Below are 15,988 nucleotides of genomic sequence, written 5' to 3'. Positions count from 1 at the left end.
CTTTATATTAAGTTTTCAGCTCATCTTGTTCTTGTTGATTATGGAACTCAAAATCATTCTTTATGTCCTCAAAAAATTGCCTGCCAGCATTGGCCAATACAATATTTTGAGACACTGGATGGATGTATGCGATGTCTCTATCTACCATGATCACCTTGATGTTTTTGAATAAGCTATCATCCAAATTGCATCTCTCAAGAATTTCTTTGGTATCCCTAAGTTCTTCAATCTTCACAAGCTCTGCTTGGCTAATACCGCCATCTGCAGACCATAACTTACTTATTGAGATGTTGTTACTGGTTGCGTACTTACTTAGGATGGTTAATAGGAAATACGCCTTCATTGCGATCTGTGTTTTTGCAATATCGAACTCTTGGCCTTTGATGATATAAAAATAATCAACATTCTCTACCAAATGGAACCCTGACATCTTGTACTGATGACTGTAATCTTCTCGATGATCCATAATCTCGGAGAATAGATGGTTGTTTTCAAACGCGCCATGACTGCCCATTACCTCCCGGTTAATAACCCGACCATTCATTAGATGGTTAAATATCTCTGCACTCTTATGGTAATCAATCACAGCTGATCTCCTTTGATGTAATTCAGTGTTATGTATTCAAAATAATGGGTGTCGTCTTCTAATCGTGCTCGATGATGTTGCTGTCTGACGCGCTTCTTATCCAGTAACGGCAAAAACGAATCTAATCCATAAAGCGTGTCTATTAGAGTGAAATTTGCAAGATTATTGGTGAGGTGGTCATTTACATAGGCGTGAATGTCGGTAATCGCCTCGTCACGGCTTAATTCGAACATTAGGTACATAATGTACTCGCCACGCTTTTTCGTTGAATTGTCGCGCTGTAAGCGCTTCTTACTGATACTGCCTTTACTCTTGATAGGCTTATTGAGGGTTAATTCGTAATGACTCTTAAATTGCGCCATAAACCCAACAGGCTCACGCTCAAGTTTTGCGCTATAACCTTGACTGTGAGCGCTTAAGCCATCGAGACTTCTTAGGTGGTCAATCGACTCTGCATCTTCTTTGATATACAAAGCACGCCCTTTGCCTTCTCTGACCTCATTAAGCGCATCCATCATCTTCTTGTAGTTGTGCTCAACCGCCATGAATAAAGCTCTGTGCTCAGATAGGTTGTGTAAATAAGTTACCAGTCTGTCAGACACCGCTTTGATATCTTTGTAGTAAGAGCTGATTGATTTCGATTTATAGAGAATAGCCATTGCCGTTGGCACATCATCTTCATTGATAAAGAACTGATAAAGGGCATCAATCGCCTGCACAAAATTCTCACTACCAATGATCAGTGTGCGCTCATCAATAAATTCTAAGCTTGGCTGCATGTGACGCTCATAAAGCTTTTGAGTGACCTGGTACAACTCATCTATATTTACAGACACCTCTCCTACATCAAGCTGCTTGTAGAGGCTTGCGATTTCGTCCACCTTGATATTAAGCACCAAGATATTCTCTTTAAACGTGGTTAATATCTCGTTGATAAGCTCCCAAAACACCTGCAGATGCTCTGTTCTATCATCGGAACCTGCCTCGCTTATCACAATATTGTTTTTAACTTGGACGGTTTGTGAGCGTAACGACTCAAACTTGGCAAGACTGAGTTGCTTATTCCTCGATGTATCAATAAAGACCAGCAGCTCATACAACACTGCGGTCATAATCAAAGTACCATCTGATTTATCAGGATCTAGGAATAAACCACCATCTATCATAGAGGGTAATTCAAGCCGTTTGATATACCAACTCATATCCTTGTCTTTACTGATCTCTCTATGAAAAATGGCATAGTTAATCGCAGGAAAGCCAAGACCATTTTTTTGCTCGTTAATCTGATCAACAAATAACAAGAAATGCTTTTTGTATTTTAGTACGCTCTCTATCAGCTCAACACGGCTATATAGCATGTCTTATTCCTCTGAATTATTTGTATGAGAAGAATAATGCTCTTCTACAAGGTCCTGTGGGAGAAGGCTTACATAGCGATTGGGCGTTGGCTTGTACTTATACTCTTCTTCTCGGAGAGCGTTAAGACGATTTGCTAGGTTTATTAGACCGTCTCTTTCCTCATCCTCATTTATTTTTTGTGACTCTTCATTAGAGTAGTCACTAGCATCGTCTGGTTTAACGCCCCACACACTGATTGAGCTTGGCAATATGTTTAGCACGCATCCAGGCCACGTTAATGTCACACCAGTATCAACATAGTTATAATCGACTGTTACCCAACGCCCAACTGCCTCACAGACAACCGCACTTCTGAGCGGCGTTGCACAAAAGGCTGAGAAACCATGCTCGTTGATGCAATCTACAATCATAGAGGTATTGGTGCCATCTAGCGCAGCCACCTCATCAATAACAATCGGCATTTTGAACGTGGTATTGACCATAAAGATGCGCTTAAGCAGTATCGATATGATTGATGCCGTGATGGTACTGGTTGTCCCGCCTGATTGTGGCTTGTCTGTGACGGCACCGGTAGCATCTAAGTACTCAAAAGTAATGTTTTTAATAATATCCTTCATTTTGAGTAGGCCGGTGCGTTTGTTGCCATGCTTTTGGACATAGCTAAGCAATGACTGATAGAAATCACTACCCATTAGCTTGTCTTGGCTTAGGTCGTAGTTTTGACTCAGTTTGTAGACGTGCTCAAAGTCAGAGTGAAGATGTAAGCGCAAGCTGACTTTCTCAAGGTTTGATATCTTGTGACCATTCAGCTCATTATTAATATCTCGTACGCTGGTTTCTAAAATACGATGCGCGTCAGAGATCTCTTTTAACTGGCTACCAACGATTCTGTTATGGCTAGATATGTCGATGGCTTGTCTGTTCTTCTGCAGCTGCAGTGTGCTAAAACTGGTGCTGTAAGAGCTGATAGCGGCCTTAACCTCTGATAAGCGGTGCAACTCTTTAAACCTATCAATACGCTCATTAGGAACCGCTTCAATAAACAATCTTGCGCGAGGTATGAACTCTGCTTTGACCTCAATAAGCTTGTTTAGTTTCCCGCCAAGTGCTCTGAGTGTGGCGGCATTTAAGGTTGGATTAAACCCGGACTCAATGAGTGCGTCCACATCCACCTCTTTCACCTCAAGCGTGTTTCTTATACGCTTAAGCTCAGTTTCGTAGTACTCAAACTGCTCATTTTGGTTTTGGATCTCATTTCTTTTTGCGCCAATCGCACGCGCCGATTGCTCCAATGCAACCAAGTCATGCTTGATGGCTTCAATGCTGTCTGAACGTTCTTGTGCTATGGCTTGTTTTTCCTCAAGCTTAACAGTGCTTGATTTGATGTCCATAAGCGCAATATCGTGGCGCTTAAGCGCTTCAATCTGCGTTTTTAGGGTCTCTATTTGATTGCTGACCTCAATGATGCGCTCACGTCTAGATTCTCCACTGGTGTCTCGTAGAGTGACGTTAATGGCTTTAATACGAGCATCTAATGCTGTCAGCTGCTCAGTAAGATTTTTAATATCCCCGTCAATTTTGGCTTTTTGCTCACTCAAGCTGTAGCTAAGCGATGGGGTATTGGCAAGCACTTCCCCGCCAATGGCTAACATACCGTCCTTTGTCTCAAACAAATCGGCAAAATCCATCAGTACTTGCATCTCATCGTCAGATAATTCGGCACTAAGGTCGGTAAAATCTTTGTTGATACTCGCCAGCACTGCAGAGGTATTCTGTGAGAATTGACCAAGCGTCAGGCTGTCTATGTTGTCAGATTTACCACTAGCGCGCCGTAAGTCGTTCTTTTTGATGTTTTGTTCTTTAATCAGACTCTCTAGCATTCCTGCCGTTGCTTGCTCGTTGTCCAGCGCTGTTAGTTCTTCTTTAAGAGCTGCTAGCTTCTTAGATAACTCTATTTGAAGGCTGTGAGCATCTGTCTTGTCATGCTCTGACATCACCTGTTCTGCGATATTGATGAATCGCTGGTTGTCCTCAATGCCCGCCTGAATTGTTGAGATGGCACCTAAAATTACGCTTCGCTCACTATCTAGAACTCGCGACTTTTCTTGATGGTCTTTAACCTGCTTGTTAGCCATTAACCATTCTTGATTGATTTGAGCATAATTACCGCTATAGCTCTCGCTCTGAGTGATAAAGTGCTTGTTTAAAACTGCGTATTCATTACTGATCGCTGTTTCAAGCTCGTCAAGTGCTGCCATTGATTTCGACAAGTTATTGTAAGCGTCATGGTTGTTGGAGAGCACAACCAGCTCTTCCCCGCGCTGAACCAGTTCTTGATATTCTTGTGCCAGTTGAGGTAGATCGGCACTAAGCTTTTCTTCGCGGCGACTATGCTTCATCTCAACGAGTGTTGCAATCGCCTCGGCTAATGATTCGCCCGCCTCGCTACCTGAGTCAAAAGCCATCTGGAAGATATTTCGAAATGCATTGACCGCATTCTTATTGTTTTCCATCAGTGGCACAATACAGTAGCGGCTGTCTTCACGGCCCACGTTGCCGTACATAAGCTCAACCAATTTCTTAGATTCTGTCACCTCAATGCTTTGCTTGTATTGCTTGGCAAAAGCACTCAGTTTGGCCACGCTTAAGTCCTCTGACAGCTCTTTACTTTGCTCGTCAAAGAACAAAGGGCGAACCTCGTCATAGCCTGCTGGTATGAACCATCTGTTGTACTTGTAGCCCTTAGCTCGATATAAGACGATACATGACGCCTCGTTGTTACTCTCAATCTCCATGATCAGAAATGATTTATCACAAGGAAAGTAAAAGTTGTAAGAGTCCTCAGTGCTGTACTTGCCTGTTTTGCCTTGAAACTTAAACTTTTTAAAGCACTCAGTGAAATCTGTTTCAGGGTAAAGCATTAGCTTGAGTGCCGCCAAAGAGGCGGTTTTACCCGCGTTATTATCACCAAATAGCGCTAAGTGATTGTCCAGCATAATCTCTGAGTAATAATGGCTGGCGGAATTAACAAATGCCACCCGTTTTAATTGGTAGTCTAGGGTAAATCCCTCTAGTGTATTAGTCATGCAAAAAACTCTCCTGTTCTATAGTTTTAATATGTTTGCTAATGGCGCGTGACGCATTAAATAACCCTGGATGCTGCAGGCCAATAGCGCGGATATCATTAAGGGTTTTTAGGTCTATTTGTTCGACTACTCTACTCAAGTAGTTATCGATATTGTCAGGCATTAAGAATTGATACGGAGTACCGGGGACCAGATTAATCAGGTTTTTAGCAATCATCAAACCGCCCAAATCGATGTCTAAGCACAGGTAGATGGTTTGGTACTTCGATAAGAATTTCTTGTGATAGGTGTTGCTGATTTCATTGCCCCGCCCTAAAGCAATATCGAAGCTAGTGCTATCAAATCCGCAGCGCGCTCTTAAAAATGAGACAGTCCGGTGCCAGAAGAGAAACAACTGCACATTCTCAATAATCAGTAGATCGCAAGAGCCGGTTTTTGTGAGTGGTGTGTTTGGCGGGTAAGTGACACGCCCATCGGTGTCGAAACTAATAAATACTGGATAGGATTTGTCGCTATTATGTGCTGAGAGTAAAATATTTAGGTACGAGCCGATGACCTTTTGGCTATGACTTTGGTTTTGCGCCGCTGCAGTAATTCTACTTGCCTGCTCATCACCCGTATAGGCTCTAAGTGAGCTCATTAAAGAGGGTTTGATGTAAGTCACCCTATATTTGTCGCCTTTTACTTTAGAGAATTTTACATCATCAGATTTGATTCTCTCTTTAAGGTTCAAAGACTCAATAGAATTCAAAAAAGAACTCAAATTAATGGGCTTGCCAGCGTCAATATTAGCCAGTATTTTTCTTAGCCTTGCAACGCTCATAAGCAGTCCATTTATTCTAAATGATAACTATAATTACAAAGAAAATAACCAGCAAAAACAACTTATATTATATATAATTTACCGTAACATTTCAAATTATTTGCTATTTATTTTAAATGATTTTAGTGGTTTTCATCGCGGTATTGCACGCACAAAAAAACCGACTAAATAGCCGGTCTGATTGCCTGTTCCTGCAGTAACCAATAGCGCCATTAGCCCGCTCTGGTTTCCTTACTATAGAATACATAGTCAGGCTTTCCATCATCAACCCCTTCATCGCGCAGTCTTTGACGCCAGGCTTCATAGCTTGGATTGCTACGAACTTGTGTGTTGATGACCGTAGCCTCCATATCATTGATATTAGCTGTATCATAAAAGTTTTCAGAGTTGGCCATCACAAAACTCTTATCATCGCATCTGACAGGTATATTGTCGGATACAAATCTTGCGGCAAACAACATAGATTCATCGCTCGTTGACATGTCTAAACAGTTACCTGTGCCGCTAAGTACCACTCTGGCGTAGTTCTGAACATCTAGCCAAAACCCGCTTGGTGCATCAATACGAATATCGGCATTAGAATGATCTTCACAAAACAATCTAACCTCATCCTTCTTATTAGTAATATCAGCAGTAACCGCCGCATCACCCGTCACGGTCAGCATATTTATGGTGTCGCATGATAGCTTTATAGGTGTGGCGTGATAAGAGTGCTTCTTTGCTGTAAAACTTACCGCGATAGGCGCTCTGTTTATCGCCCAATCTGAACCGTAAATAATATCAATGTAATTGTTTTCAAGAATGCCTTGTAAGTAATGATCTTCATTAAAAATCCCGTTCTGACCTTTCTTAGCATTGCCATTGATTGAGATGTTAACGTCGCGGCACTCTACTTCCTTAACCTTAGAGAAATCAATATGCTTTAGCTTTAGCGCGCTCATACCGCCGCTCATTCTGCACATGATCATCAAAATCATGTAGTAAACACCTGCCAGCACGTATTCTGAATCAATAACAATATCGCGATCTTCATTTAGAAAAACCTTAATGTCTTCATACTCTAGATTGTAATTGAGGTGAAAAAACTCATTAATAATGTTGTCGCTGATGGTGGCAAGATGGGTTTTTAATGCGGTCTTAATCGCATTTTTATGTTTTTCCATAAATGCATTAAGATCATTTGCCCGCATTTCTTTCATGTATAGCGTGTTTTCTAGTATGGAAGAGGCGTCAATAGTCGTAGGTTCGTTTTCCTCAAGGTCTGGCCGTGAAGCTAGACTGTTGGTAAAAATAAGTTCCTGCACCTCTAAAGCATCACAAACTACTTGCTCAAAACCGCCTGCCCGCTCTATCACGTCGAGTACTAATGGCTCAGTCCATCCTAAAGCGTAGGTGGCCTCTAGATAGTCGTTAAGTATTGGCATTGTGTTCGAGCAGTTTTTTTTCATAGCTACCCTCCTATTTTGTCAATAGTCGCTTTACTATTTTCTGTGGCATATTCAAAGGCGCTTGTCGCCTGTAATGCCTTAAGCTCATTTGCTGTAAAAACAATAGATATTACGTCTTCTTTGTTTTTGTTGCTGTCCAATTCTTTGATCCCTTTTTTAATTTTCTTGTTAGCGCTAGACTTATGAACGTCGTACAAACCTTCGTATGCATTGAATACCTTTTGGTTTAGCATGTTACTCATACGTTTTGTATTAAGAAAAGAGCCCATGTTAATGGCCAATAACCAATGAAATTCTTTAGGCTGCTTAACACTATCCCCGTCCTCAACAATCGAGCGTGCATCCGACATGATAGTTTTAATCTCTTTTGGTTCCATAGAGCCTTTACAAAAGGCTGATATTAGATGGTAAGCCCAACCGTTTGCATAACCATTAGCAATCTGTGACTCAACAAGCATAACTGCCAGATCAAGGTTATCAACCTGCCATTCGCTCTTTAATTTTAACATGGCTTCACGCCAAAAATTTTCCATATAAATATAAAAGACGACCGGTATCGCGGCATAAACTTCTTTGTCGTTACTATCCCCATTGACCTGAGCATCGTATGACTTTGAATATGAAACAATTTCTCTATAATCTGTGACTTCTGTGCCAAATCGATCATTAAATATAAAAGCCAACGATAATGGCGGTATATTCATCTCTTCCATGTAGTGATAGAGGTAATAAGAAAACATTTCTTTATTCATCTTCTTAATATGCTGAGAGTAGTTGCTAATAAGTTCTACTTGTTCATCAATAACCGCATTTAATTGTTTTGCTGTTTTAGCTTTAGTGGCCATGCTGATATCCTTCGACGTTGTTACTGTATATAGACGGATTAACCTGTCCATGTTCTTATTTATTAGGTGAAAAAATGGGCTTGCCAGCTCTTCTATAGCCCCTGCAAACCCATCCTGTTGTTTACTTAAAAACCCTGTTGTTAGTCGATCTGAGTCACGTCTTCTATACCCGCATTCTCATATAACTCTTTGGCAAGCCAGCGATGACCAAAGAACTTAATAACTTCTTCTGTGGTTTCGCAAACCTTTGCCTTATAAAGATCGCGCTCACCTTGCCATCTTGTATAACCAATTTGATGACAGACGTAGCGACCACCTTTTGTTTTATAAAGCTTAAGCTCGGTCCATCGTCCAGCACTGCCACTATAACTTGAACCACTTGCGTTGTTGTCTGAACTTGACGCGGTGCCAATGCACTCACCATCAAAACGTAGGTCAGGTTGGTTATCTACTTTTAAAGTAATCGTGTTATCGCTCATAGTAACCTCTTCATCATCAACATAAGTAATTGCTTCGATTTCGCCATTTTCATACAAATCTTTTGCTAGCCAGTCATGCCCAAAGAATTGCATTACTGCCTCTAATGAGTCACAGGTTTCTAATGAGCTGTAATCTTCACTGCCCTGCCAGCGAGTGCATTCAACTTTATGGCAGATGTAATGGCCCTTGTCTGTTTTATATAACGAAAGCTCAGTCCACAGTCCAGTACTGCCACTATAACTTGAGCCACTTGCATTGTTGTCTGAGCTAGCCGCTGCCGCGATTCTGTCACCAGTAAAACGAATGTTTGGACCGCTATTGCATTCGATTGTCATGGTGCGATCAACGTCCGACGCTTGAACATCAATATCTTTGGTTTCTGTGAGCTCAAGCCCGCTATAGTCAATTTCGGTAAAATCAGAATCAAGATCGTCTATATCTTCTATCACCCAGTCAATAGCCACTTCATCGCCGTCTTCGTCAATAATGACTGCACCATCAAGTGACCAGTGACCATCATCTGCATCAAAAGAGTCTTCATCGTACTTAATGAAGCTCCATTGCTCTTCATAGGTCACAGTAATATCTTCACAGCTAGATACGGCATTGGCGTAACCATGCACGTATTCACTATGGCGTGTCTCTGCGATTTCACCATCAGCTGTATAGATATGTTCTTCGCGATGCTGGGTGTCTACTGTTTCGACATTTACTTCATGTGACCATGCACCCGCCAGCATTATCGATTTAAAATCTTCGATACTTAACTTTCTCATAATAAATTCCTTTCTCAGCCTAGTGTCGCCTCTAGGTAGGCTGTAGATGTCTTCTACATTGATTATTTTAACTAATAATTCGTACAGTTACAAGGATTATTTGCTATTTATTTTAATAAAAAAGATAAGACTGCGCTAGACTTTGTTCTTAAGGTTTTCATAATTCTTTTATTTCAACCAGTTACCTGCTTACCTGCTAAAGCTGACTTTTAGGAGATGCTATTACAAATAAAATGAAATATATTTTGATATTTAAGAGATTTGCTATAAATAAATAATTAGCTGTGTATAATGTACGATTAATGTTAAGAAAGTAGTTGTGTTTGTTTCACAACAAATGCAGTACCCAATAATTTTAGCCACTTATTCTAAAGGTCAGACAATGAACCAAGTCTATAAAGTTGTGCGCTGTCAATCTACGGGCGTTTTTAAAGCCGTATCAGAACTCGGAAAATCTCAAGGTAAAGGCAAAGGTCTTACCAAAAATCTAATCGCCCTATCATTGATCTCAGCAATGGGAGTGACAGCTGCTCAGGCTGGGGAAGTTTTGAGTGGGGACTCAAACACTGCAACCGCAATATATTCAACCGTCTCAGGCGGCAACAACAACGATGCTACTGGTATATACTCAAATGTTTCTGGCGGAGCTGACAATACAGCCTCTGGTTCTAGATCAACTATTGGTGGCGGCAATACTAATACCGCCGCCGGTGGTAACTCTGTTGTTGCAGGTGGACAGCAGAGCTTCGCCCTTGGCGATCATACATCTATACTTGGCGGGCAATTTAACTTAGCAGAAGGTGCTGACTCATCTATTGGTGGTGGCATAGAAAACCGTACTTATGGTGAAGCATCAGTTGTATCTGGTGGAGAAAAAAACCGCGCCAATGGTGAAAGCACTGTTGTCTCTGGTGGTGTTAAAAATAACGCCAACTCAGTTGGTTCAACAATTGGTGGTGGTGAAGGCAATACAACAGGTCAGGCGGTCCGTGACGTTAATGGTGATTTGCTGAATAACGGCGTGCCTATTACTGATGGTAAATATGCCACTGTTGCAGGCGGATTTGAGAACAGCGCAGAAGGTTACGGCTCTATTATTGGTGGCGGTATTCGTAATAAGGTAACGGGTAGCTTATCTACGGTTGGTGGTGGTACTTATAACCAAGCATCAGGGGTAGAAACCACGGTTTCAGGTGGTTCTTATAATATCGCATCAGGAGACTACTCTTCTATTAATGGTGGTACAGCAAACACGGCATCTAACGAAGGTGCTTTTGTCGGTGGTGGATTCAATAACAAAGCCGAAAGCGACTTTTCTGTTGTTGTAGGCGGCACTCAAAACACAGCGTCAGGGAGCAAATCGACAGTCTCAGGTGGCAGTCTAAATACTGCATCAGGCGATAACTCAACAGTTTCGGGCGGCATTGATGCACTAGCATCAGGTCTGAACTCTACTGTGGGTGGTGGTGACGGTAATGTCGCATCAGGTGCCAACTCCGTTGTTGCAGGTGGCGGCGGTATAATATATCAAGATGCCTCCATGACTTTCTCAAGAGATGCTATGAATACTGCGTCAGGAGATAGTTCAACCGTCTCAGGTGGCAACACCAACAGCGCAATAGGAGAGCAATCTACTGTTGGTGGTGGTGGTTCTAATAGAGCTTACAGTAAAAATTCTACAGTTAATGGCGGTCTATCCAACACTGCTGGCACATTGAACGACCCTGCTACCGCCAATGCCTCAGTTGGTGGCGGTACTGGTAACAACGCTACCGCTCGTGATAGCACAATATCTGGTGGTGAATATAATACCGCTTCGGGATTATATTCAACGATTGGTGGTGGTTACTCTAATACCGCGAACGCTGAAAACGCTAATATACTAGGTGGTTATTTAAACACCGCTACTAGTACCGATGCTTCTGTTGGTGGTGGTAGATATAATAATGCCGCTGGTGATGGTTCAACTATTTCTGGTGGTTATTCCAATACTACTTTTGGTGGTGGTTATTATAGTTCTGTTGGTGGCGGTATAAGTAATAGAGCATATGGTGGCTCGTCTACTATATCTGGTGGTGGCAGCAACTACGCTAGAGGACAAAACTCTACAGTATCAGGTGGGTCAAGCAACCAAGCTAATGCTGGTGATTCTGCTATTGGTGGTGGTAGTAATAATATTGTTGGTAATCCTGACGATCAAAACTTGAGCGTTGGGGCTACTATCGGTGGTGGTCACTACAACACCGCCACTGGAACAGGCTCTACTATTGGCGGTGGTGGTGGTGGTGTATCTGGTTATAGTTTAACTGGGAATACGGCCACTGGGAATATATCAACCATCGCTGGTGGATCTGACAATTTAACCACTGGCTCAGGCTCTACTATTGGCGGTGGTATTTTTAACGCTGCTAATGGTATGAATTCTTTTGTCGGCGGTGGGGAGTCTAATAAAGCAGAGTCTATAGGTGCCGTAGTTACAGGTGGATTGAGCAACACGGCTGCTTCCAAATTTTCGGTTGTCTCTGGTGGTACTAATAATACTGCTGAGGGTGAGATATCTGTTGTGTCTGGTGGTAGTGGCAACAAAGCCACTGGTATTAGATCGGTTATCGGTGGTGGTACTGGCAATACAGTTGTCAGTGAGAACGCTACTATTGCAGGCGGTACTAATAACTACGCCGGCATACGCGATGCATCTGGCAATGCTTTATTGGATGCTGATGGCAATGAGCAGGGTATAAATGCAAGCGTTATTGGTGGAATAGATAACCGCTCATCAGGTACATCATCAATATCAGGCGGTCAGAATAACAAAGCAACCAATACGAATACTATTGCTTTAGGTGCTGATAGCACCGCATCAGGTGTTAACGCTGTTACCCTTGGTACTGGCAACACTGCAAGCGGTAAAGAAGCAGTGGTGTTGGGTAGTAGAACCAGCGTAACTTCTGATGACTCAGTAGCTATTGGTAGCGATGTAACAATCACTGGCACCAACTCAATTGCGTTTGGCGCAGGTCATACTGTGTCTGGTGATAACAGCGGTACTTTCGGTGATCCTAATGTTGTTAATGCTAACGATTCTTATGCCTTTGGTAATGACAACCTTATCGAAGCTGGTGCAGATGGCTCGTTTGTTATGGGTAATAACTCAACAGTATTTGCAAGCGCACCAAATTCGTTGGTATTTGGCTCTAATGCCAGATCTGTGGTAGATGGCGGTATCGCCATAGGTAATGGTTCTGTTGCAGATAGAGGTAATTCTGTATCTATTGGTAGCTCTACCCTTCGACGCCAAATCATTAACGTTGACAATGGCGTACAGGACTATGACGCGGTTAACGTATCACAGTTAAACACCAAGGCTAATCAAGTTGATTTGGACTCAACAAACGAGACAATCAGCCGTGAAGTTTTGCGTTTGGACAATGCAAATATTGCGCAAAACCAAGCTATTAATGCTGACCAAGCCCGTCAAGACGCAGCTATCAGCCAAACCAACACCAATTCTATTGCGCGTGATAACACTTTAAGCAATACCGTTACAACCAATAACGATGCTGTGAATGCTCGTATTGACGATACCAACCAAGTTATTAATGATAATGTATCAGCACAAGCGACGACTGACTCTAATCAAGATACCGCCATTGCTTCTAAAGCCGACCAAACTGCTTTAGATACAACCAATCAAAATATCGTTGACAACCAAATAGCTCAAGCGGCGACTGACGCTGACCAAGACACGGTTATCGCCTCTAAAGCCGATCAAAGCGCTTTAGATACAACCAATCAGACTGTCTCTGATAATAAATCTGCACAAGCCACTATTGATGCGAATCAAGATGCTGAAATCGCTACTAAAGCCAATCAAAGCGATTTAGATGTAACCAATGATAGAGTTGCTACTAACAAAGCTGCTCAAGCCACTACTGACTCTAACCAAGATTCAACGATTGCTGCCAATGATGCTGCTATTAATGACCGTGTTGACCAAACCAATCAAGATGTCGCTGACAACCAAACAGCTCAAGCGACAACTGATGCAAATCAAGACACGGTTATTGCCTCTAAAGCTGACCAAAGCGCTTTAGATACAACCAATCAGACGGTTGCTAATAATAAATCTGAACAAGCAACAACTGATGCTAACCAAGACACTGTAACCGCTCAAAATAAAGCCGATGCTGACGCTAAAAACGTGGCGACTAATGACCGTATCACAGATGAAGCTGGCCGTTTAGATACTGCTAATACTGCGCAAGATGATGTGATTGCCGCTAATGACGCTGCTATTAATGACCGTGTTGACCAAACCAATCAAGATATCGCTGACAACCTAGTAGCTCAAGCGGAAACTGATGCTAATCAGAACGCAGTCATTGCATCTAAAGCAGACCAAAGCGCTTTAGATGAGACCAATACGACGGTTTCTACCAACAAAGCCGATGCTGATGCTAAGAACGTGGCAACCAATGACCGTATCACGACTGAAACTGGCCGTTTAGATACTGCTAATACTGCGCAAGATGATGTGATTGCCGCCAATGACGCTGCCATTAACGACCGTGTTGATCAAACCAATCAAGATATCGCTGATAATCTAGTAGCTCAAGCGGAAACTGATGCCAATCAGAACGCAGCCATTGCTTCTAAAGCAGACCAAAGCGCTTTAGATGAGACCAATACGACGGTTTCTGCTAACAAAGCGGATGCTGATGCTAAGAACGTGGCGACTAATGACCGTATCACGACTGAAACTGGCCGTTTAGATGCTGCTAACACTGCGCAAGATGATGTGATTGCACAGAACAAAGCGGATGCTGACGCTAAGAACGTGGCGACTAATGACCGTATCACAGATGAATCTGGCCGTTTAGATGCTGCTAACACCGCGCAAGACCAGGCAGTTGCTGCCGATCAAGCCCGCCAAGATGCGATTATCGCTGCAAATGACCAGTCTTCAATTGACCGTGATAGTGCGCTTGGTACTCGTATTGATAATACAGACCAAGCCATTGCTGACAACTTAGTAGCACAAGCGGCAACCGATGCCAATCAGAACACAGCCATTGCTTCTAAAGCAGACCAGAGTGCGCTTGATGCGACCAATCAGGCTATTACTGAAAGCTTGGCGACACAGGCGGCCATTGATGCCAATCAGAACACAGCTATTGCTTCTAAAGCGGATCAAAGTGCGCTTGATGCAACCAATCAGGCGATTGCTGACAACTTAGTAGCTCAAGCGGCAACTGATGCCAATCAGGATGCGGTTATTGCCTCTAAAGCCGACCAAAGTGCGCTTGATGCAACCAATCAGGCTATCGCTGACAACCTAGTAGCTCAAGCGGAAACCGATGCCAATCAGAACGCAGTCATTGCATCTAAAGCCGACCAAAGCGCTTTAGATGAGACCAATGCTACAGTTTCTGCCAATAAAGCAGATGCTGATGCTAAGTTTGATGCAACCAACGACCGTATCACGGATGAAACTGCCCGTTTAGATGCTGATAACGCTGCACAAAACACAGTAATCGCCTCTAAAGCGGATCAAAGTGCGCTTGATGCAACCAATCAGGCCATTGCTGACAACCTAGTAGCTCAAGCTGCAACGGATGCAGACCAAAACACGGTTATTACTGAAAACAAAGCTGACGCTGATGCTAAGTTTGATGCGACTAATGACCGTATCACGACTGAAACGGGTCGCTTAGATACTGCTAACACTGCGCAAGATGCAGTAATTGCGCAGAATAAAGCAGATGCTGATAGCAAGATTGACCAAACCAATCAAAATGTTGCAGCAGAAGTAAGTCGTCTTGAAGATGCCAACACTGCGCAAGACCAGGCAGTTGCTGCTGATCAAGCCCGCCAAGATGCGATTATCGCCGCAAATGACCAGTCTTCAATTGACCGTGATAATGCATTGAGTAATACGGTTGCTGCCAACGACACGGCGGTTAATGCGCGTGTTGATGATACCAACCAAGTAATCGCTACTAACAAGGCTGAGCAATCTGTCGTAGATGCGAATCAAGATACGATTATTGCGCAAAATAAAGCAGATGCTGATAGCAAGATTAACCAAGCCAACGAAACTATGGCTACGGAAGTGGGCCGTTTGGATGCAACTAACCAAGCACAAGATGCTGCAATGGCTACTGATCAAGCTCGTCAAGATGCGGTTATTGCTGCCAATGACACAGCGGTTAATGCGCGTGTTGATGATACCAACCAAGTAATCGCTACTAACAAGGCTGAGCAATCTGTCGTAGATGCGAATCAAGACTTAGTTGTGGCATCTAACAACCAGTCTTCAATTGAGCGTGATACTGCGCTGAGTAATACGGTTGCTGCCAATGACAAGGCTGTTAATGCTCGTGTCGATAGCACCAACGAAACCATAACTACCGAAGTGGGTCGTTTGGATGCCGCCAATCAAGCGCAAGATGCTGCAGTTGCTACTGACCAGGCTCGTCAAGATACGGTTATTGCTGCAAACAACCAGTCTTCAATTGAGCGTGATACTGCGCTGAGCAATACGGTTGCTGCCAATGACAAGGCTGTTAATGCTCGTGTCGATAG

Annotated in this window: 8 protein-coding genes; 1 reads left to right on the top strand and 7 read right to left on the bottom strand. The window is 42.9% G+C overall.

Features of this window, described 5'->3' with window-relative positions; genetic code table 11:
* Positions 1-7: 7 nt before the first annotated feature.
* The 7 genes from B2863_RS11550 to B2863_RS11520 form a co-directional block, all read right to left on the bottom strand.
* A complete protein-coding gene (locus B2863_RS11550) occupies positions 8-586 on the bottom strand; it encodes a condensin complex protein MksE (RefSeq protein WP_296210726.1) in 579 nt (192 codons plus the stop codon).
* On the bottom strand, positions 583-1,944 hold the full coding sequence (locus tag B2863_RS11545; protein WP_296210723.1) for a hypothetical protein: 1,362 nt from the start codon (positions 1,942-1,944) through the stop codon (positions 583-585). Before B2863_RS11545 ends, B2863_RS11550 begins: the two co-directional genes overlap by 4 nt.
* Positions 1,945-1,947: 3 nt before the next feature.
* The gene (locus B2863_RS11540; protein WP_296210720.1) at positions 1,948-5,031 is read right to left on the bottom strand and encodes a hypothetical protein; all 3,084 of its coding nucleotides are present in this window, start codon (positions 5,029-5,031) and stop codon (positions 1,948-1,950) included.
* A complete protein-coding gene (locus B2863_RS11535; RefSeq protein ID WP_296210715.1) occupies positions 5,024-5,854 on the bottom strand; it encodes a hypothetical protein in 831 nt (276 codons plus the stop codon). Before B2863_RS11535 ends, B2863_RS11540 begins: the two co-directional genes overlap by 8 nt.
* 212 nt (positions 5,855-6,066) lie before the next feature.
* The gene (locus B2863_RS11530) at positions 6,067-7,302 is read right to left on the bottom strand and encodes a hypothetical protein (protein ID WP_296210712.1); all 1,236 of its coding nucleotides are present in this window, start codon (positions 7,300-7,302) and stop codon (positions 6,067-6,069) included.
* 2 nt (positions 7,303-7,304) lie between these two features.
* A complete protein-coding gene (locus B2863_RS11525) occupies positions 7,305-8,147 on the bottom strand; it encodes a hypothetical protein (RefSeq protein WP_296210709.1) in 843 nt (280 codons plus the stop codon).
* Between the two features lie 140 nt (positions 8,148-8,287).
* On the bottom strand, positions 8,288-9,403 hold the full coding sequence (locus tag B2863_RS11520) for a hypothetical protein (RefSeq protein ID WP_296210706.1): 1,116 nt from the start codon (positions 9,401-9,403) through the stop codon (positions 8,288-8,290).
* 382 nt (positions 9,404-9,785) lie between these two features.
* Here B2863_RS11520 and B2863_RS11515 point away from each other — a divergent pair.
* Positions 9,786-15,988, top strand: a 6,203-nt coding sequence (locus B2863_RS11515) for an ESPR-type extended signal peptide-containing protein (protein ID WP_296210703.1), incomplete at its 3' end; no start/stop codon positions are given.

This window comes from Psychrobacter sp. UBA3480 (assembly GCF_002377945.1).
In the GTDB taxonomy this organism is placed as follows: Bacteria; Pseudomonadota; Gammaproteobacteria; order Pseudomonadales; family Moraxellaceae; genus Psychrobacter.
Note: the sequence above shows the minus strand (reverse complement) of the source record. Positions and strands in the feature narration are given on the sequence as shown.

Excerpts from the sequence above, each read along its gene's own strand:
- B2863_RS11545 (WP_296210723.1), bottom strand. The coding sequence starts at position 1,944 with ATGCTATATAGCCGTGTTGAGCTGATAGAGAGCGTACTAAAATACAAA.
- B2863_RS11540 (WP_296210720.1), bottom strand. The coding sequence starts at position 5,031 with ATGACTAATACACTAGAGGGATTTACCCTAGACTACCAATTAAAACGG.
- B2863_RS11535 (WP_296210715.1), bottom strand. The coding sequence starts at position 5,854 with ATGAGCGTTGCAAGGCTAAGAAAAATACTGGCTAATATTGACGCTGGC.
- B2863_RS11530 (WP_296210712.1), bottom strand. The coding sequence starts at position 7,302 with ATGAAAAAAAACTGCTCGAACACAATGCCAATACTTAACGACTATCTA.
- B2863_RS11525 (WP_296210709.1), bottom strand. The coding sequence starts at position 8,147 with ATGGCCACTAAAGCTAAAACAGCAAAACAATTAAATGCGGTTATTGAT.
- B2863_RS11520 (WP_296210706.1), bottom strand. The coding sequence starts at position 9,403 with ATGAGAAAGTTAAGTATCGAAGATTTTAAATCGATAATGCTGGCGGGT.